Origin of the sequence: Aliiroseovarius sp. xm-d-517 (assembly GCF_013283135.1) — a bacterium.
GTDB lineage: Bacteria > Pseudomonadota > Alphaproteobacteria > Rhodobacterales > Rhodobacteraceae > Aliiroseovarius > Aliiroseovarius crassostreae.
In genome coordinates this window covers 830,269-849,712 of sequence record NZ_WBXT01000001.1, presented here as the reverse complement: position 1 = coordinate 849,712, position 19,444 = coordinate 830,269, and the positions used below count along the sequence as shown (strand labels likewise).

21 protein-coding genes are annotated in these 19,444 nt (G+C 57.1%); 18 read left to right on the top strand and 3 right to left on the bottom strand.

The window, feature by feature from the left end:
- Nucleotides 1-27: 27 nt before the first annotated feature.
- Both XMD517_RS04025 and XMD517_RS04020 read right to left on the bottom strand, forming a co-directional pair.
- Entirely contained in the window at nucleotides 28-390 is a 363-nt protein-coding gene (locus XMD517_RS04025) for a helix-turn-helix transcriptional regulator (RefSeq protein ID WP_173487015.1), read from the bottom strand.
- A 206-nt stretch (nucleotides 391-596) separates the two neighbouring features.
- The gene (locus tag XMD517_RS04020) at nucleotides 597-980 is read right to left on the bottom strand and encodes a thioredoxin family protein (RefSeq protein ID WP_254449754.1); all 384 of its coding nucleotides are present in this window, start codon (nucleotides 978-980) and stop codon (nucleotides 597-599) included.
- A gap of 115 nt (nucleotides 981-1,095) precedes the next feature.
- Here XMD517_RS04020 and XMD517_RS04015 point away from each other — a divergent pair, with 115 nt between their 5' ends.
- From XMD517_RS04015 to XMD517_RS03930, 18 genes are all read left to right on the top strand, one after another.
- On the top strand, nucleotides 1,096-1,833 hold the full coding sequence (locus tag XMD517_RS04015) for a cytochrome c biogenesis CcdA family protein (RefSeq protein ID WP_173487016.1): 738 nt from the start codon (nucleotides 1,096-1,098) through the stop codon (nucleotides 1,831-1,833).
- A gap of 287 nt (nucleotides 1,834-2,120) precedes the next feature.
- The gene (gene soxX / locus XMD517_RS04010) at nucleotides 2,121-2,603 is read left to right on the top strand and encodes a sulfur oxidation c-type cytochrome SoxX (protein ID WP_173487017.1); all 483 of its coding nucleotides are present in this window, start codon (nucleotides 2,121-2,123) and stop codon (nucleotides 2,601-2,603) included.
- 42 nt (nucleotides 2,604-2,645) lie between these two features.
- A complete protein-coding gene (soxY, locus tag XMD517_RS04005) occupies nucleotides 2,646-3,062 on the top strand; it encodes a thiosulfate oxidation carrier protein SoxY (RefSeq protein WP_173487018.1) in 417 nt (138 codons plus the stop codon).
- An 81-nt stretch (nucleotides 3,063-3,143) separates the two neighbouring features.
- The gene (gene soxZ, locus XMD517_RS04000) at nucleotides 3,144-3,473 is read left to right on the top strand and encodes a thiosulfate oxidation carrier complex protein SoxZ (protein ID WP_173487019.1); all 330 of its coding nucleotides are present in this window, start codon (nucleotides 3,144-3,146) and stop codon (nucleotides 3,471-3,473) included.
- A 114-nt stretch (nucleotides 3,474-3,587) separates the two neighbouring features.
- The gene (gene soxA / locus XMD517_RS03995; protein ID WP_173487020.1) at nucleotides 3,588-4,436 is read left to right on the top strand and encodes a sulfur oxidation c-type cytochrome SoxA; all 849 of its coding nucleotides are present in this window, start codon (nucleotides 3,588-3,590) and stop codon (nucleotides 4,434-4,436) included.
- Between the two features lie 99 nt (nucleotides 4,437-4,535).
- Nucleotides 4,536-6,233: a thiosulfohydrolase SoxB gene (soxB, locus tag XMD517_RS03990; RefSeq protein WP_173487021.1), complete on the top strand. Its 1,698-nt coding sequence runs from the start codon at nucleotides 4,536-4,538 to the stop codon at nucleotides 6,231-6,233.
- Nucleotides 6,234-6,339: 106 nt separating this feature from the next.
- A complete protein-coding gene (soxC, locus tag XMD517_RS03985) occupies nucleotides 6,340-7,635 on the top strand; it encodes a sulfite dehydrogenase (RefSeq protein WP_173487022.1) in 1,296 nt (431 codons plus the stop codon).
- The gene (locus XMD517_RS03980) at nucleotides 7,619-8,668 is read left to right on the top strand and encodes a c-type cytochrome (RefSeq protein WP_173487023.1); all 1,050 of its coding nucleotides are present in this window, start codon (nucleotides 7,619-7,621) and stop codon (nucleotides 8,666-8,668) included. Before soxC ends, XMD517_RS03980 begins: the two co-directional genes overlap by 17 nt.
- Before the next feature lie 446 nt (nucleotides 8,669-9,114).
- Complete coding sequence (locus XMD517_RS03975) at nucleotides 9,115-9,498, top strand: DUF302 domain-containing protein (RefSeq protein ID WP_254449770.1); 384 nt, start codon at nucleotides 9,115-9,117, stop codon at nucleotides 9,496-9,498.
- A gap of 90 nt (nucleotides 9,499-9,588) precedes the next feature.
- Complete coding sequence (locus tag XMD517_RS03970; RefSeq protein ID WP_173487025.1) at nucleotides 9,589-10,020, top strand: YeeE/YedE family protein; 432 nt, start codon at nucleotides 9,589-9,591, stop codon at nucleotides 10,018-10,020.
- Between the two features lie 4 nt (nucleotides 10,021-10,024).
- Entirely contained in the window at nucleotides 10,025-10,477 is a 453-nt protein-coding gene (locus XMD517_RS03965) for a DUF6691 family protein (protein ID WP_173487026.1), read from the top strand.
- Nucleotides 10,478-10,490: 13 nt separating this feature from the next.
- Entirely contained in the window at nucleotides 10,491-11,378 is an 888-nt protein-coding gene (locus tag XMD517_RS03960) for an MBL fold metallo-hydrolase (RefSeq protein WP_173487027.1), read from the top strand.
- Between the two features lie 66 nt (nucleotides 11,379-11,444).
- On the top strand, nucleotides 11,445-11,780 hold the full coding sequence (locus XMD517_RS03955) for a TIGR01244 family sulfur transferase (RefSeq protein ID WP_139231508.1): 336 nt from the start codon (nucleotides 11,445-11,447) through the stop codon (nucleotides 11,778-11,780).
- Between the two features lie 61 nt (nucleotides 11,781-11,841).
- Nucleotides 11,842-13,620, top strand: a complete 1,779-nt coding sequence (locus XMD517_RS03950) for a SulP family inorganic anion transporter (protein WP_173487028.1) — start codon at nucleotides 11,842-11,844, stop codon at nucleotides 13,618-13,620.
- A 68-nt stretch (nucleotides 13,621-13,688) separates the two neighbouring features.
- Nucleotides 13,689-14,456: an SDR family NAD(P)-dependent oxidoreductase gene (locus XMD517_RS03945; RefSeq protein ID WP_173487029.1), complete on the top strand. Its 768-nt coding sequence runs from the start codon at nucleotides 13,689-13,691 to the stop codon at nucleotides 14,454-14,456.
- A gap of 193 nt (nucleotides 14,457-14,649) precedes the next feature.
- Entirely contained in the window at nucleotides 14,650-15,333 is a 684-nt protein-coding gene (locus XMD517_RS03940) for a calcium-binding protein (protein ID WP_173487030.1), read from the top strand.
- Between the two features lie 138 nt (nucleotides 15,334-15,471).
- Nucleotides 15,472-16,296, top strand: a complete 825-nt coding sequence (locus XMD517_RS15805) for a calcium-binding protein (RefSeq protein WP_173487031.1) — start codon at nucleotides 15,472-15,474, stop codon at nucleotides 16,294-16,296.
- 228 nt (nucleotides 16,297-16,524) lie between these two features.
- On the top strand, nucleotides 16,525-17,601 hold the full coding sequence (locus XMD517_RS03930; protein WP_173487032.1) for an NAD(P)/FAD-dependent oxidoreductase: 1,077 nt from the start codon (nucleotides 16,525-16,527) through the stop codon (nucleotides 17,599-17,601).
- A gap of 297 nt (nucleotides 17,602-17,898) precedes the next feature.
- Here the strand turns inward: XMD517_RS03930 and XMD517_RS03925 are convergent, their stop codons facing one another.
- Nucleotides 17,899-19,410: a M81 family metallopeptidase gene (locus XMD517_RS03925; RefSeq protein ID WP_173488021.1), complete on the bottom strand. Its 1,512-nt coding sequence runs from the start codon at nucleotides 19,408-19,410 to the stop codon at nucleotides 17,899-17,901.
- Between the last annotated feature and the right edge of the window lie 34 nt (nucleotides 19,411-19,444).

The window sequence follows — 19,444 nt, the reverse complement described above, 5'->3', positions numbered from 1 at the left end:
GCGGTGACCATAGGGTTGGCGTTGCGGTTACTCCGCAGCCTTTTGCGTGTCCGTTTTTCCAACCGTGCAGAACATCTCGTAAATCACTTCGAGGATGCGCCGGGGGCGGTCGTCGGTCAAGGAATAGTAGATGGTCTTGCCGTCGCGCCGGGGGGTTACCAACCCTTCCAGACGCAGTCGGGCCAGTTGCTGTGACACGGCGGCCTGACGGGCCGAAAGCAGTTTTTCCAGCTCGGTTACGGATTTCTCGCCGGTGACCAGATGGCACAGGATCATCAGACGCCCTTCGTGACTGATCGCCTTAAGCAGGGTCGATGCGTCACAGGCGCTGGACATCATCTGATCCAACTCTTCGCTTGTCATGTCTTCGCGAATGACGGGTAGGGCCATCTTGCGATCCTCTGGTTGCTCCGGCGGTGGGCCCGCCGGGGAGTGTTTGTGCAGCGCTGTGCCAAGAGGAACCCGGCCCATGCGCAGACAGCCCGGTCATTGCGTCCGGGGCGCGTCTGTATACTATATAGAAGAGCTTGATTGAATTGCAAAGGTTTCGCAACAATCACGGATCCGTGTAGAGAGGGGAGGCCGTGGGTCGGATATCAACCTTCCGGCTGGGCAAAACGCGTGTGTTCCAGCAGCATCTTTTCCAGCAGCCCCCAGAAGAAATCCTCCCCCGGATATCCTTCGATCCGCGCCATTTCCTGACCGTCTTCCACAAGCAGGAAGGTCGGGGTGAAGGACACGGGGCGGGCCAGTGTGAACCCGAGCGTCTCTTTGCGGGTTGCGCGCAGATCCAGTTTGCTCAACGGGGCAAATTTGCCTTCCGGAGTTTTTGGGTAAATTGCCCCCAGATCATGCTCCCACTGCGCACACCATGCGCAACCGGGTTCTTCCACCATCACCAGTTCGGCCGCCTCAGCGGTCAGGGCAAAGCTCCCGAAGACCATGAAAGCGGCGGCAATCTTGGAAAATGTGCGGCGCATGAAGAGACCCCGGTTGACCTTGTTTCAATACAACACATAAGTTGAATATGTTTTGACCGCAAGCCGTGTTCGGTGTCCGTTGGGGGCAAGCAGCGGTAAGCAGGTGGGGATGGAAATGCTCGAGATCAGTTTTGCAGGGGCGGCGCTGGCCGGTCTTCTGTCCTTTGCCAGCCCCTGCATCCTGCCAATGGTGCCCTTCTATCTAAGCTATCTGGCCGGCCTGTCGATGAGTGAGTTGCAGGAGGAAGGGGGGATTGCCCCCGGGGCCCAACGGCGCTTGATCCTCGCTGCAATTGCCTTTGCCTTGGGAGTGACAAGTATTTTTGTGCTTCTTGGGTTGGGCGCCACGGCGTTGGGGACGGCTTTTGCGCAATATAAACCTGTTCTGGCCTATGTGGGGGCGGCGCTGCTGCTGGTCTTTGGGCTGCATTTTCTGGGGATCTGGCGGATCGGGATCCTGTATCGAGAAGCCCGTCTGGACAGCGGTGCGGATCCGAGTTCGATTGTCGGCGCCTATCTGATGGGGCTGGCATTCGGCTTCGGCTGGACCCCCTGTGTGGGGCCTGTTCTGGCGTCGATCCTGATGATTGCGTCGGGGATGGGGGATCTGACCCGCGGTGCGTTATTGCTGGCGGTGTATGGCGTCGGGATGACGGCCCCGTTCGTTTTGGCGGCATTCTTTGCCAAAGGGTTCATCCGCTGGGCGGCGCGCCATCGCAAATATCTTCCCGTGATGGAAAAGGTAATGGGGGGGATGTTGATCCTTTTTGCGGTGTTGATTGCTTCGGGGCAGGTCAGTGTAATTGGGCAATGGCTGATCGACTGGTTCCCGGCGTTGATCCGTCTTGGGTGAGGAAGAGGAATCACGTCAGTGATCCCCGGATCTGCCCCGCGAAATGGATCTTGCCCTGATGGCACAACGCGTGCCCGCGCCGGGTGTCGGTGGTGAATTGCCAGGTCGGCGAGGGGGCGGCCGCCGCAGCAAATATGCCCCGTATACAACAGGATACATCTGTTTTGTCTGGGTGCTTCGGAAGAATATTTCACCAATTTAAAAGAATAATTCAAATAATAGAATTTGATATTGCGAAAATTACTTCACATGCGTAACTTGGCCTCACAACGGTCATGGGAGGTATTATGAAGCGGACAAAGATCACGCTCGCCGTTCTGTTTGCTGGCGCAACGCTGGCGGGAACGGTGCAGGCCGAAGTGGTGGCGCCGGGCGCTGTCGCATTCAACGAAGATGGCGCGGTGGACATGTCGCTGACCGGGGTTCCCGGCGACGTCATGGAAGGCGCCAAGGTCGTCTCGACCAAATCCATGGGCAATTGCATTGCCTGTCACGAAATCACCGATCTTGCTGATGTGCCGTTCCACGGCGAGGTGGGGCCGCTGCTGGATGGGGCGGGCGACCGCTGGACCGCCGCTGAGCTGCGCGGCATCCTGGTGAACGCCAAGGTTCTTTTCGAAGACACGGTCATGCCGTCCTTTTACAAGACCGACGGGTTCAATCGTCTGGGCAAGGCCTATACCGGTAAAGCCCATGAGGGCGAGGTGGAGCCGCTGCTGAGTGCACAGCAGATCGAAGATGTCGTCGCCTATCTGATGACGCTGAAATAAGCGTGTCAGAGAGCTGACAAAAAATACTCACAGGAGAGAGAAATGAAATTCACACGTCGTGAAGCTCTGGCTCTTGGTCTCGGTGCGACTGCCGTGGCCATGCTGCCGATGCGGGCAAGTGCGGCCGCCGATGAGGCGATCGCCGCCTTTACCGGGGGCGCAGAACTGGGGGCAGGGGGCATCACGCTGACCGCTCCGGAAATCGCGGAAAACGGCAACACCGTTCCGGTTTCTGTGGACGCACCCGGTGCGGCTTCGATCCTTATTCTGGCTGCTGGCAACCCGACACCGGGCGTGGCCCAGTTCAACTTTGGCCCGGCGGCCGGTTCGCAAGCGGCGTCGACCCGTATTCGTCTGGCCGGCACCCAGGATGTGGTTGCGATCGCCAAGATGGCTGATGGCAGTTTTGTTCAGGCGCAATCGACCGTGAAGGTCACCATCGGCGGCTGCGGCGGCTAAACGCGGTGTAATCCCGGCAAAATTGGAAACCGGTTTTGTGTTTCGGGATTGTGACCGCTCAAGAAATTGGAGCATGAAGACATGGCAAAAGGTGTAAAACCCCGCGTGAAAGTTCCCAAGTCGGCTGCTGCTGGCGATGTGGTGACGCTCAAGACCCTGATCAGCCACAAGATGGAATCGGGTCAGCGCAAGGATAAAGACGGCAACGTCATCCCGCGCTCGATCATCAACCGTTTTACCTGCGAGTTCAACGGCGCATTGGTTGTGGATGTGGCAATGGAAAGCGCGATTTCCACCAACCCGTATTTCGAATTTGAAGCCAAGGTGGATGCCGCAGGTGATTTCAAATTCACCTGGTATGATGATGACGGGTCTGTTTACGAAGAAACCAAACCGATCAAGGTCGCCTGAGGCCTCACAAAAGAAGGCCCGCCGCCAGGGGACGCGGCGGCGGAGCCCCATAACAAGAGCGCATTTGCGCCAACCCACCGAAAAGGGTCGTAACGCCTTAGGGAGGTAAAACATATGAAATATGGCATGACAGCATTGCTGGCCGCCGGCGCCATGATGGGGGCGGGTTTCGCCAGTGCTGATGAAAATGCGGAACTGATCATCAATGGTGAGATCGACATCGTCACCCGCACCGCGGCACCGGCGCATCTGGCTGACAGTCTGGACGAGGTGATTTCGGGCTGGGTGTTCCGCTCTGACCAGACCCAGACCATGCAACAGGATGATTTCGACAATCCCGGGATGCTCGGTGTCGAAAACGGGATCGAAATCTGGAACACCGTGGATGGCAGCAAGGGGAAATCCTGTGCTGATTGTCATGGTGAACCGGAAAAGATGGCTGGTGTAAAAGCCGTTTATCCCAAGTGGAATGATAAGGCCGAAACGGTGTTCACGCTTCAGATGGCGGTGAACAATTGCCGCGAGAACGCGATGGGCGCGGAACCGTGGAAAACGGATGCCTCCGAGGCCATTGATATCGAAGCGCTGCTGGCCTCGGTGTCGCGTGGCATGCCGGTGAACGTGGCCATTGATGGCCCCGCCCAGGCAACCTGGGAACTGGGCAAAGAGCTGTATTATACCCGCACCGGTCAGCTGGACCTGTCCTGCGCCAACTGCCACGAGCAGAACTATGGCAACATGATCCGTGCTGACCACCTGTCACAGGGTCAGATCAATGGCTTCCCGACATATCGCCTGAAAAATGCCAAGCTCAACGGGGTGCATTCGCGCTTCAAGGGCTGTGTGCGTGATACGCGTGCCGAAACCTTCAGCCCCGGCTCGGATGAGTTCATTGCGCTGGAGCTTTATGTGGCGTCGCGTGGCAATGGTCTGTCGGTTGAAGGGCCTTCGGTCCGTAACTGAGTTTGATCCCGCCCGGGCGCAGGTTCGGGCGGGATTTCTTTAGCTGAATATATTCGGGGTTTTGCATATAACGCCCCGCCCAACTCTAGGAAACCGCACATGATCTCTCGTCGCGACTTTCTCCAGGTCTCAATGGCCGCATCGGCACTTTATGGCGCATCGGGCTTTGGCAACTGGGCCAAACTGGCAGCCAAGCAGGCCTTGACGCAAGACGACCTTCTGAATTTCGATACGTTCGGCAATGTCAGCCTGATCCATATCACGGACATCCACGCCCAGCTGAAACCGATCTACTTCCGCGAGCCCGAGATCAACCTTGGTGTTGGCGCGGCCAACGGCCAGATGCCCCATGTGACCGGTGCGGATTTCCGCAAGGCCTATGGGATCGAGGATGGGTCACCGTCGGCTTATGCGCTGACATATAACGACTTTTCCTCTCTGGCGCAGGCCTATGGCAAGGTTGGTGGCATGGACCGGGTGGCGACCGTGGTGAACGCGATCCGTGCTGATCGTCCCGATGCGCTGCTCTTGGATGGGGGCGATACCTGGCATGGCTCCTACACCTGTCACCATACGCAAGGGCAGGACGTGGTCAATGTGATGAACGCGCTGAAACCTGATGCGATGACCTTCCACTGGGAGTTCACCTTGGGGTCCGAGCGCGTGAACGAAATCGTCGAGGGGCTGCCCTTCGCAGCCCTTGGTCAGAACATCTTTGACGCAGAATGGGATGAACCTGCCGAGCTGTTCAAGCCTTACAAGTTCTTTGAACGTGGCGGCGTGAAGGTGGCCGTGATCGGTCAGGCCTTCCCCTATATGCCGATTGCCAACCCGCGCTGGATGTTCCCGGAATATTCCTTCGGCATCCGTGACGAGAACATGCAGGCGATGGTGGACGAAGTGCGCGCGGCCGGCGCCGAACTGGTTGTTGTTCTCAGCCATAACGGTTTCGACGTCGACAAGAAGATGGCAAGCCGCGTGACCGGCATCGACGTGATCCTGTCAGGCCACACCCATGACGCGCTGCCCGAGCCGGTGCAGGTCGAACAGACCTTCATCATTGCTTCGGGCTCAAACTCGAAATTCGTCAGCCGCGTGGATCTGGATGTGCGCGATGGCAAGATGATGGGCATCCGCCACAAGCTGATCCCGATCTTCGCTGATGTGATCACCCCGGACGCCACAATCACCAAGCTGATTGATGAGCAGCGCGCGCCTTATGAGGCTGAGTTGAATGAGGTGATCGGCACCACCGATACGCTCTTGTATCGTCGCGGCAATTTCAACGGATCGTGGGATGACCTGATCTGTGACGCGCTGATCAATGAGCGTGAAGCCGACATCGCCATGTCGCCCGGCGTGCGCTGGGGGCCGAGCATTCTGCCGGGGCAGGACATCACCCGTGAAGATATCTGGAACGTGACCTCGATGTCCTACGGAGAAGCCTACCGCACGGAAATGACCGGTGAGTTCATTCACACGATCCTCGAAGATGTGGCCGATAACCTGTTCAACCCCGATCCCTACTATCAGCAGGGCGGCGACATGGTGCGCATCGGCGGTATGGGCTACCGGATTGATGTGAGCAAACCGCAAGGCTCGCGCATCACCGAGATGACGCTGCTCAAAACAGGTGAAGCGATTGATCCGGCGAAAAACTATGTCGTGGCCGGTTGGGCCTCGGTCAATGAAGGCACCGAAGGGCCGCAGATCTGGGACGTGGTGGAAAGCCATATCCGCAAACAGGGCACGATCAAACTTGATCCGAACAACTCGGTCAGCGTGGTTGGTGCCTAAGTCATTCGGCCCGGAGGCCCCCCGTTCAAGGGATGTATCCGGGCTATTTTTTAACGCCTTTACATGCATATAGGCGAATAACTTGATGCAATGGGAGAGATGCCAGATGAGTGACAGCTCCAACAATCAAGGCGGGTCGGTGCAGACATCCCGCCGTGGGTTCCTGAAAGGGGCCGCCGCCAGCGGGGTGGCAATTGGTGCCGCCGGTGCCGCACAGGCAGCAGGGGATGATCCGCTGATCACCGAGGTGCAGGAATGGGCCTCGGGTCTTGGCGACGGGGTGGATGCCTCGCCTTACGGGATGCCGATCGAATTCGAAAGCGACGTGGTGCGCCGCAATGTGGAATGGCTGACCGCTGACACGATTTCGTCGATCAACTTCACGCCGATCCACGCGCTGGACGGCACGATCACCCCGCAGGGCTGTGCGTTTGAACGCCACCATTCGGGCGCGATTTCGCTGAAGAAGGAAGATTATCGCCTGATGATCAACGGGCTGGTCGATACGCCGCTGGTTTTCACCTATGAGGACCTCGAACGCTTCCCGCGCGTGACCCAGACCTTCTTTCTCGAATGTGCCGCTAATACCGGTATGGAATGGGCCGGCGCGCAGCTGAATGGCTCACAATACACTCACGGCATGATCCATAATATGGAATATACCGGCGTCACCCTGCGCACGCTTCTGGAAGAGGCGGGCATGGATGCGGCGGGCGATATCAAGGACAAATGGGTCTATGTCGAAGGCGCCGATGCCTCGTCAAACGGGCGGTCCATTCCGCTGGAAAAGGCGCTGGATGACTGCATGATCGCCTTCAAGGCCAATGGTGAAGCCCTGCGGATGGAACATGGCTATCCGGTCCGTCTGGTTGTGCCCGGCTGGGAAGGCAATATGTGGGTCAAATGGCTGCGCCGGATCGAGATCATGGACAAGCCGGTGGAAAGCCGCGAAGAGACCTCGAAATACACCGACACGCTGGAAGATGGCACCTCGCGCAAATGGACCTGGGTGATGGATGCGAAATCCGTTGTCACAAGCCCCAGCCCGCAAATGCCGATCAAACATGGCAAAGGTCCGCTGGTGATCACCGGTCTGGCCTGGTCTGGCCGTGGTGCGATCACTGCGGTGGATGTCTCACTTGATGGTGGCGTGACCTGGCAAGAGGCCCGTCTGGCAGAACCGGGCAAACCGATGGCGCTGACCCGCTTTTACCTCGATATCAACTGGCAGGGCGAAGAGATGTTCCTGCAGTCGCGGGCGATGGATGAAACCGGTTACGTGCAACCCACCAAGGCGCAGCTGCGCGAGGTGCGGGGCCTGAATTCGATCTATCACAACAACTGTATCCAGACCTGGCATGTCAATGCGAACGGGGAGGCCAACAATGTCGAAGTTTCCTAAATTCCTGATGGCGGCTTCGGTTGCTGCCCTGACCGCCGCACCTGCCATGGCTGAAAAACTGGGTCTTGGCCGCGCCGCGACCCCGGCAGAAGTGGCCGCTTGGGATCTGGATGTCTTCCCGGACGGGTCGAACCTGCCGGAAGGATCGGGGGATGTCTGGACCGGCGAAACCGTGTTTGCCGACAATTGTGCGGTCTGCCATGGCGATTTTGCCGAAGGGGTGGACAATTGGCCAAAGCTCTCGGGCGGGGCGGATACGCTGGCGGACGAGGATCCGCTGAAAACGGTGGGCAGCTACTGGCCCTATCTGTCGACCACTTTTGACTATGTGCGCCGGTCCATGCCGTTTGGCGGGGCGCAGACCCTGTCTGATGACGACGTTTATGCGATTGTCGCCTATATCCTCTATTCCAACGACCTGGTGGATGATGATTTCACCCTGTCGAAAGAGACATTCCTCTCGGTTGAGATGCCGAATGCAGAGGGCTTCATCGTGGATGACCGCGAGGCGACGGAACTGGGCAAGTTTACCAATCGCTGCATGGCAGATTGCAAACCGGCGGCTGTGACAATCACCAAACATGTGGTGTTCCCAGGGGACCCGAATGCTGGCGCTGAGCCCGCGGAAACGGCGGCTGCGACCCCGGTCGAAGAGGTGGCTCCAGCCGCAGCCCCTGCCGCAGAAGTAGAAACCGCAGCCCTGACAATTGACGCGGAACTCGCAGAACAAGGGGCCAAGGTCTTCAAGAAATGTAAGGCCTGTCACAAGGTCGGTGAAAAGGCCAAGAACAGCACCGGCCCGATCCTGAATGGCATCTGGGGACGGGCCGCGGCCACCGTGGATGGGTTCAAATACTCAAAAGCCATGGAAGCCGCCGGTTCTGACGGGCTGGTTTGGAATGAAGAGACGCTTTCGGGCTATCTTGCGTCCCCCAAGAGCTATCTCAAGGGGAACAAGATGAGTTTTGCAGGTCTGAAAAAGGACGCAGATATCACCGCCGTTCTTGAGTTCCTCAAATCAAACAGCCAGTGAAAATCGCTGTCTGACAAAACAGGAAAACGCCGGGTCCGCCCTGGCGTTTTTTCGTCTGGGGCGCGTTGAGATCTGTTTTAGTTCGGTTGGTAAGTGTAGGATTATAAACGGAAATACTCCTGACCTCTTGTTCTGATAGCCCCGAATGGCCGTAAACCGAACTCAATCCTACCGGAATGACGGAACCAGCATGCGTCGCTGGTTTGTCCCGAAACGTTCTTAGGACTCCGAAGCGAGATCCTGCGACCGAAAGGGGTAGGATATTGCCTGTATGCTAAAAAATGAATATGTTCACAATATCACCCGCTGCCAACCGGATTTGCCCCGGACATGGCGGTGACATCTCAAACTCTGTCACGAAAGTTTTCCTTATGCGCATGTTGCTTACCGCCACCCTGACCGGACTTTGTCTGACCGTTCCCGCCTTTGCAGATGGTCACCAGAAAATGGAGCACAGCGGGTCGATCACATATAAATTTGATGGCGCGTTCGATGACGCCACCTTTGCCGTTGAAAGTGCAATTGTGGGGGCCGGTCTGAAGATCGACTATACCAGCCATGTGGGAGAGATGTTGGCGCGCACGGCAGCAGATGTAGGGTCTGATGTGAAGCTTTTCGATAATGCGGATATTTTCGTTTTCTGCTCGGCTGTGGTGAGCCGCCGGGTGATGGAAGCAGATCCGACCAACCTTGCGTTTTGCCCCTACGGAATCTTCGTCTCCGACCGCGAAGGTCAGGTGGAAGTGGGCTATCGCAAATATCCAGATGGCCCCATGCAGGAAGTTCAGGCGCTGCTCGACAGCATCGTGCGCGAAGCGGTGGCCGAGTAACGCCCCCTACCGGTATCGGAAACCGGAGAGTTGACGGCGCTTCTTTGCACAGTGAGGGTGGAGGAGCGTCAACATAAGGAGAAACGCGCCATGGAAACGGAATTTACACCTCTCGCATCCACCGTCGGGGGATTGCTGATCGGTGTTGCTTCGGTCTTTTTGATGTGGGCCCGGGGAAATATCCTTGGGGCCACTGGTATCCTGACCGGGTTTCTGGCCCCGCGAAACTCCAGCGATTGGGCCTGGCGTGCTGCGATCCTGGCCGGAATGTTGAGCGGGCCGTTTCTCTACCTGTTCATGGCGGGATCATTGCCGGCCATCGACGTTCCAGTCAGTCGTTTGTCGATGATCATTGGTGGGTTTGTGGTCGGGATCGGGGTGACTTACGGGTCGGGATGCACCTCCGGCCATGGTGTCTGTGGCATGGCGCGCTTTTCCCCGCGCTCGATTGTGGCCACGGCCTGTTTCATGCTGGGCACGGCCGTCATGGTCTATGTCACCCGCCACGTGATCGGAGGGTGATGCGATGCCTTTGCTGCTGATTTTTGTCATTGGCGCGATATTTGGCCTCGGGATCTCCGTGTCCGGCATGGCCAACCCCGCCAAGGTTCTGAACTTCTTTGACATTGCCGGAAGCTGGGACCCCAGCCTGGCTTTTGTCATGGGGGGGGCACTTGCGGTCACCATTCCCGGTTACTGGTGGGTGTTTCGTCGGGGGCGCCCGGTTCTGGAAGCCAGTTTCACCTTGCCGGGCACGCGCATGATCGACCGTAAACTGGTTCTGGGCAGCGTCACGTTCGGGCTGGGGTGGGGGCTGGCAGGCTTCTGTCCCGGGGCGGCCCTTCCTGTGCTCTCTACCGGAAATTCAGATGTGGCACTCTTTGTGCTGGCGATGCTGGCGGGGTTGTTTGTGGCGCGGTGGGCCATTGCCCGGCAGGCGCGTCTGTCCATATCCCCTCCCGAACAAACTCCAAGCTGAGAAAGGACGTGTCATGAGCGATTATCCCATCAACACCGATCTGATCCCTGAGGTGACGGGGTTTTTCGACCCTGCCACCAACACAATTTCCTATGTGGTGAAAGATCCGCAAAGCCGCGCCTGCGCGGTGATCGACAGCGTTATGGATATCGATTATTTCGCCGGTCGGATCACCCATGAAAATGCCGACCAGATCATTGACCATATTCAGGCGCACGACCTTGAGCTTGAGTGGTTGATCGAAACCCATGTCCATGCGGATCACCTGTCCGCCGCCCCCTATATTCAGAGCAAGCTGGGCGGCAAGCTCGGCATTGGGTCCAAAATCACCGTGGTGCAGGACGTGTTTGGAAAAATCTTCAACGAGGGGACGGAGTTTCAGCGGGACGGCAGTCAGTTTGATTGCCTGTTTGAAGAGGGCGACACCTATATGATCGGCACGATGCAGGCGTTTGTCATGCACACGCCGGGCCATACGCCTGCCTGCATGGTGCATGTGATCGGGGATGCCGCTTTTGTGGGGGATACTCTGTTCATGCCCGATGGCGGCTCAGCGCGTGCGGATTTTCCCGGTGGGGACGCAGCCGTTCTTTACGATTCGATCCAGAAAGTCCTCGCCCTGCCGGACCAGATCCGTCTGTTCATGTGCCATGATTATGGACCCAACGGGCGTGACATTCAGTGGGAAACCAGCGTTGGGGCGGAAAAGATGCACAATATCCACGTCGGAGGTGGCAAGACGAAAGAAGAATTCGTGGCCTTCCGCACGGAACGGGATGCGCAACTTGATATGCCCAAGTTGATTATCCCTTCATTGCAGGTCAATATGCGCGCCGGAGAAATGCCACCGGCGGACAAGGATGGCCGCACCTTTCTCAAGGTGCCGGTGAATACGCTTTGACAGATTGGAGAAACCCCATCCGGTGGCGGTAAACAGGATCCTTTCGGGAAAAATGAGGGCAGCAAAATGATGGCAAAGAAGCTGAGCGACCGCGTGACCGTGGCGCCGCAAATCGCGGTGTCGGATGTGGCGGCGATCAAACAGGCCGGGTTTACGACCCTGGTCTGCAATCGACCTGATAACGAAGACCCGGGACAGCCGAGCTGGGCCGAAATCGAGGCGGCTGCCAAAGCGGAAGGCATGGCAACTTCTTTCCTGCCCATGAGCAACCGCGAAGACGCCTTGAAAGTGATGGGCGAATTTACCCGGCTGATGGAGGAAGCCCCGGGGCCGATCTTTGCCTATTGCCGCTCTGGCACCCGTTGTGAAATCCTTTGGATGACTTGCGAAGCCAACCGATAACCTATCCCGCCCCGCCCATTGGCGGGGCGTTTTCAATCCTGTTTCTCTCCCCGGATTTTCCATGTTTGATTTGAAACCCTGCCGGGCGGGCCTGTCCCGCCACATTCCGATATTGGATTGGGGGCGCAGCTATCGCCGTCAGGACCTGTCGGCGGATGCCATGGCGGCAGTGATCGTGACCATCATGCTGATCCCGCAATCTCTGGCCTATGCGCTTCTGGCCGGGTTGCCTGCGGAAATGGGGCTTTACGCCTCGATCCTTCCGCTGATTGCCTATGCGATATTTGGCAGCTCTCGTGCGCTTGCGGTGGGGCCGGTTGCGGTGGTCAGTCTGATGACGGCCGCGGCAATCGGCAAGCTGGGGCTGAGTGATCCGGCGCAGATCGCACTGGCGGCTATGACACTGGCGTTTTTGTCGGGGGGCATTCTTCTGATCATGGGGGTGTTTCGTCTTGGTTTCCTGGCCAATTTCCTCAGCCATCCGGTGATTGCAGGGTTTATCACCGCCTCTGGCCTGCTGATTGCCGCAAGTCAGCTGAAACATATCCTTGGCATTCAGGCGAATGGTCATTCGCTGTTTCAGATCGTGTCGACAATCCTGACCCATCTGCACGAGATCAACCTGATCACCTTTGCCCTTGGAGGGGGGAGCGTGGCGTTTTTGCTTTGGGTGCGCAAGGGGCTGAGATCTGCGGTAACCCGGTTGGGCGCCAGTCCGCGATTGGCTGATATTCTGACCAAAGCCGGGCCCGTTGGGGCGGTGGTCGTGACGGCCTGGCTCTCATGGCAGTTCGATTTGCAGGGGCGCGGAGTTGCAATTGTCGGGGCGGTGCCGCAGGGGCTGCCCCCGCTGACCTCTCCCAGTTTCGATCTCGGGTTGTGGTCGGACCTGATCGGTGCTGCGCTTTTGATCTCGATCATCGGTTTTGTCGAAAGCGTGTCCGTGGCCCAGACGCTGGCCACAAAGAAACGCCAGCGCATTGTGCCCGATCAGGAACTGGTAGGGCTTGGCGCTTCGAATATCGCAGCCGCCATGAGTGGTGGGTATCCGGTCACAGGCGGGTTTGCGCGTTCGGTCGTGAATTTCGATGCGGGGGCCGAGACCCCGGCTGCGGGGGCGTTCACGGCAATTGGCATCACGCTTGCAGCACTTTTCCTGACGCCGTTTCTTTATTTTCTGCCCAAGGCCACGCTGTCTGCCACGATCATTGTCGCTGTGCTCAGCCTGGTGGATTTCAAAATTCTGCGGGCAACCTGGTCGTATCATCGCGGGGATTTTGCCGCCGTTCTGGTCACCATCCTGCTGACCCTCGGGTTCGGGGTCGAGCTTGGCGTCTCTGCCGGGGTGGTTCTGTCGATTGTCCTTTACCTGCACAAAACCTCGCGCCCGCATATCGCCGAGGTCGGGTTGCTGCCTGGCACCCAGCATTTTCGCAATATCGACCGGCATGATGTCTGGACCCATCCGGCCCTTGTCACCCTGCGTCTTGATGAAAACCTCTATTTTGCCAATGCCCGATTTATCGAAGACTATCTTCTGGAGCGGGTTTCTCGTGGGCAGGTTAAGCATGTCGTCCTGATGTGTTCAGCGGTGAATGAGATTGACCTCTCAGCGCTTGAGACATTGGAGGAGCTGAACCTGCGCCTTCGGGACATGGGGATCACTCTCAGCCTTTCTGAGGTCAAGGGACCGGTCATGGACCGGTTGTCGCACACCTATTTCCTTAAATCGCTCAGTGGGGATGTCTATCTGACCCAGTTTGCAGCCATGCAGTCGCTTGGACCTGTGGATGGGGGCAAAGCGTGCCGGATGCAGGACGCTGCGTCATTTTTCCGCTGAATTGAACGGTTGTGCAATTCCTGTTAAGCGGGATCGGACTGAGCCGTGGTAGAGGTTGGGAGACCCAAATGCAGATTACCGAAAACACTGTTGCCGTCGTATCCGGTGGGGCGTCAGGCCTGGGGGGCACCGTTGCCCGTACACTTGCCAAAGCCGGGGCCAAAGTTGGAATTTTTGACCTGAACGAAGATGCCGGGCAGGCCATGGCCGCAGAAATTGGTGGTGCCTTTGCCAAGGTGGATGTGTCTGACGCGGCGTCTGTGGCTGCGGGGTTTGAAACGCTGCGCTCAGCCCATGGTCAGGAACGGATCATGGTGAACTGCGCCGGGATTGCACCTGCGGCCAAGACCCAGTCCAAGGGCGTGGCCCATGATGCGGCCCTGTTTGCGAAAGTCATTGCCGTGAACATGATTGGTACGTTCAACTGCGCCAGTCAGGCGGCGGCTGGCATGGCCTCTGCCGATCCGGTTACCGAGGACGGAGAACGGGGTGTCATCGTGAATACCGCCTCCATCGCAGCGTTTGACGGGCAAATTGGTCAGCTGGCTTATGCGTCGTCAAAAGGGGGGGTCGTGGGCATGACCCTGCCGATGGCGCGTGACCTGATGCGCGACGGCATCCGCGTGATGGCCATTGCGCCTGGAATTTTTAAAACACCGATGGTTGCGGGGCTTCCGCAGGAAGTTCAGGACAGCCTTGGCGCGCAGGTCCCATTCCCGTCCCGTCTGGGCGATCCGAATGAGTTTGCCGCTCTGGCCCGGCATATCGTGGAAAACCCGATGCTGAATGGTGAGGTGATCCGCTTGGATGGAGCAATCCGCATGGCGCCGCGCTGACCCCAATACCTTTCGGGATTGGAAAAGCGGGTTTCGGCCCGCTTTTTTCGTTTGTGGCGGGGCGTCATGTCGATAAATACAATTTTAGACAAATTCCGATTATTTTTAATTTGGAAACAATTCTCCATTTAGTCGTTTTTTAGAGATTTCCCTCCAGCCTGCCACTGAAAGTTCGCTGTGCTGGAGGTTGAAAATGTTTGGTGTCGCGCTGGTTCTGCCGTTGCTTGGCCTGGCTCTGGGTATGATGGGAAGCCTTGAGGAGGTGAGTGACAAGCCTTCGGAAGGGGATGATCTCATTGATAAAAGCTCTCAGGACATGGGGCTGGATCTTGTGGCGCATGCAGGGGATGACACCGTGGTCGGCACCGAAGGGGATGATTTCATTTCTGTCGGGGAAGGTGATGATGTTGCCATTGGCGGAGGTGGGGAAGATGTGATTGAGGGGGGGGCAGGGGATGACTTCCTGTCAGGTAATACGCTGGGCGAAACCTATGGTGAGGTGTTCGACGATCATGCTCCTGACCTTCTGAAAGGAGGAGAGGGGAACGACACGCTGATCGGCTATGGTGATGAAACGCTGATTGGGGGCGCAGGCGCGGACAGCCTTCATCTTATTCATGACATGAACAATGATGATGTTCCCAGTATCGAAGATTTTGATCCGGATGAAGACCAGATTATTATTTACCTTCAGGGTGTTGACGATGGAGACGAGGTCGAGGTCAGTGCCGAAACGACGCCTGAGGGGATTGCTTTGACCATTCAGGCTGGCGAGGAGGAGGCAATTGTTCATGTGGCCGGGGACAACCTGACCACGCAGGGAATGGATTTCAGTTTTCTGAAGCTAAAAGTTGCGGAAATGCCAACCGCGGCTTGAGGGGGCAAGACCCGCAGAATGCAACTGTTTCTGATTGGGAAACGAGGCGCCATATTTTTGCCCGATTTTGACATTGTCAACCACAGGTTGGCTCTTTACGTTCTATTCATAATTGAAAAATGAAATTGGAGAGTCGCCATGTTGTGGTTGTTTGCCCTGATCCCCCTGGTTGCAGGTGGCTTTATCATCGACAGTTGGTCCGACAATGATGATGAGGTGGAAGATGCTGAAACCCCTGATGTGACGGTGACGGATGGTGATGGCGGGGACACGGACGACAGTGGTTCGAATGGTGACGGGCCTGTGACGGTCAACGGCAGTTCAGATGCTGATGTGGTCAACGAGCAAAACAGCAAGAACGACACTTTGGTAACTCTGCGTGATGGCGACGATGTTGCAAGCACGGGTGCAGGAGATGACGAGATCTACGGCGGTGCGGGCAATGATGCCCTTTTTGCCGGGGCGGGGAATGACCTGCTGAGCGGCGGCAAAGGCAACGATATTCTGGTTGGCGGCGACGGCGAAGATCAGTTGTTTGGCCATGAAGGCGCTGATGCGCTTTGGGGCGGGAGCTTTTCGTCGGATGGCACGGACATAATCGATGACCTTGCAGCGGATACCTTGTCCGGAGGGTGGGGGGCAGACACCCTGGTCGGTGGGGCGTCCGACGTTCTGATAGGCGGCGAAAAAGCCGATATGTTCTATGCGATCCAAAACGGCGCCGAAGAAGGCAACGCGCCGGTTGTGACCGATTTCGAAAGCGGTTTGGACACTCTCGGCGTGATCGTTGAAGATGATGACCCGTCCCCCGATCACGTGAGTTTCCAGGAAAACGCTGACGGGACCGGTGTCGACATGTTCTACCGCTCGGTAAAGGTGATGACGCTTGAAGGCCGTGCGGTGGACGATTTTGAAAATGTCGTCGTTGATGTGGTTGTGGCAAACGCGCAAAACGCTGCCTGATCCAGCTAGGCCTGCCCGCAAGATTTTCTGGGCAGGTCTTGAGCGTCAAGCTCACACCTTTTTTACAGCCATAACTTTCAAAGCTGCGCTTGTGCAGGTGCATGCTGATGGCTGGAATTCTGCCTCAGTCCGGGAATACCTATGGCTCCCCGATGGTTCCCTGTGCCAAAAGAGAGGGGCGTGACCCCGAACGGGCCTCGCAATCAGCATCAAACAGGAGCCGTCTTTTTGTCGAAACGCGTTGTGATCATTGGGGGTGGGTTTATCGGTTTCGAACTGGCCCGGGCGCTGGACGCGCTGGCCGATGTTACCTTGATCGAAGCGCAAAGCCATTTTGTCCATGCGCCTGCCATGTTGCGGGCCGTGGTCAATCCTGGTCTTCTGGATCGGGCGCTGATCCCTTATGACAAGCTGTTGAAACACGGCCGGGTCATACGGGCCCGGGCCACGCAGGTTTTGCCCGACGGTGTGCGTCTGGAGGGAGGGGAAACCGTCCCGGCAGATTTTATCGTGGTGGCGACAGGGGCCAGAAACGCGGTGCCGTTTCGGCCGCAATCCCACGATCTTCTGGAACTCAGAAAGGAATTGGATCGGGTCCATGCGCAACTGCTGGATGCCCGCTCGGTCCTGATTGTGGGGGCAGGGGCCGTTGGGGTGGAACTGGCTGGCGAAATCTCTCACGCCTTTCCAGATAAGACGCTTACCCTGATTTCCGGCGCCACCCGGCTGTTTCCGGAATTTCCCCAGTCACTCGGGAAAACAATAACCAGAAAGCTTCACGCAGCAGGTGTTAAGATCCAGTTTGGGCAGCGCGCAGCTGATCTTGAAAATCGAACCATACCCTATGCGGGAAAGGTGCAACTGGCAGATGGGCAGGAGCTGGAGGCCGACCTTGTTTTTCCCGCTCTGGGGGCCGAGGCAAAATCTGATCTTCTCACCAGCCTGCCAGGTGTGAAAATCGCCAGCTGTAACCGGGTCAAAGTGGATGTCTGGATGCGCCCTTCGCGCTATCCCAACGTTTTTGCGGCGGGTGATGTTGCGGATATCGGGGATGCGATGACCGTGGTGGCCACCACGCGACAGCTGCCCTGGCTGATCAAGACGTTTCGCGCGTTACTCAGGAGGAAAACGGTCGAGGAGCTGAGGCCGTATACCCCGTGGGCGCGTCCGCCGATCCTGCTTCCTCTCGGGCCGAAACGTGGCGCGTCTTACCTGTCATACCTGACTGTCGGGGATATCCCCACCTCTCTCATCAAGGGCAGAGATTTGTTCCTGACCAAGTTCAACAAGGCGATGGGTCGTTGACAATCCCGCCGGGTTGAGGGAGGGCTTTTCAAGCAATCTCAAGGGAAATAGTGGCGGAGAGACAGGGATTCGAACCCTGGGTGGGCTTGCACCCACAACGGTTTTCGAGACCGTTTCTGAGGACATAGCCAGATCGCTCACATCAATAAAATAAGGACTTGGTCGCGGCGAATTCGGCAATCTCGGCATCGAAAGCGGGCAGGGGTGTCATAGAAAAGTGTCATAGCGAGTAGAGTGAGCTGCGCTACTCACGCTTCGTTTAGAAACGAGGCTTTGTCTTGAAATATGGGGCACAGGTCATTCTCGGAACTTGGCACCCATGGCTGCTTTGTGGAACCGTGCCTTATTTTCGTGGAGGTTTCGATATGAGATATCACCAATGTTGCAAATGAATGCACCAGGTGAGGAGACGGATCTCACATCGCTGGCAATCGGATCAAATGCCGCCCGAAAATGCACAGTGCTTTTGACACACACGGTTCTGTATTGCCGGGGATCCAACCCGAAATGTGTGAAATGCGCCAGATCAAGACATTGGTTGCGGAGACTTGTGACGACAACATCAATGCTGGCGTCTGACCCGATCAGCCTGAGTGCCGCGCTTTTGCCCAATGTCGCAACTCCACCGCCATACATTTCACCCGTATAGCGGCAAGATCCGTCGCTTAATGCCAGAGTTTCGACCTCGCATTCGATCGGCGTCACACCTGCGAGATCTGATTTGCCTCCAAGTCGGGCGCGAAATTTGGCATGCAATCCCGCTGCATGAGCATTGGCGGCGGTCTCGGGATCATGCAGTAATCCCATTAGGACCTTTTGGCATTTCCCGTCCATGAGCGCCCTGAGTAACCCTGTGGTGTCAGAGGTGCCGCCTGCACCGGGGTTGTCCTGAACGTCGGCCAATATCAATGGCTTGTCTCTTTTGTGACGTGTGGCTTGAACGGCTTCATCGTGAGACAGCATGGAATGATCAATCTCGGATTCGATGTGTTGAAACCGGGTCAGAATCTGATCTGCCACTTTATGTGCCATTTCTTGCGTTTCGGCATATGTCACACAAGACGGACCGGTGTCGGGGAAATCCGCCGCAGTGAAACCAAGCGCAATCTCAGCGTGGACACCCCTGTCGGTCAACTCTGGAAGCAGGCCATACAAGCCGTCAAAAGGAGCGATGCCTGTGAATTGTGCGTGCAAGGGGATGAGGTAGGGCACCTGACGAAAAGCTTTGTGAGGTCGCTCTCCGTTCATAAGGCGGTTCAGCATCGGAACGCACCGTGCACCGGTTTGTGCCATGTCCAGATGAGGATAGGTGCGAAAAATGGTCAGAAAATCAGACTGCTCCACCATAGTCACCGAGATATTTGCATGCAGATCGAGGCTGGCCACCACCGGGACATCCGGCCCAACCAATTCTCGCACCCTGTGCAGAATTTCTCCTTCTCCATCTGCGAGGCTTTCGGTGACCATTGCCCCATGCAGATCAAGGTAAACTCCGTCGAGCGGACCCGCCTCCCTTAGCCCTTGTAGGATCATGCCAGTGATTGTTTCAAACGCCTGATTGGTAACATGGGCTGAGGGTTCGGCGGCACACCAGAGGATGGGCACAAGTTCAAACCCGGCCTCTTCGGCGGCCGAGGCAAAGCCCGCAATCGGGAGGTTCATACCGCGCGTCTCAGACAAGACGCATGCTCCGGACAGCATTTCGGGCCAGGAATCCGCCATTTCAAATTCCGCAAGACCTGCTTTGGTCACGCCAAAGCAATTGGTTTCATGTTGGAACCCGGCAATGGCAATCCGCTTGCGTGTCATTTGGGAATTCCCGCGCCCTTTGTGATGTGATCAG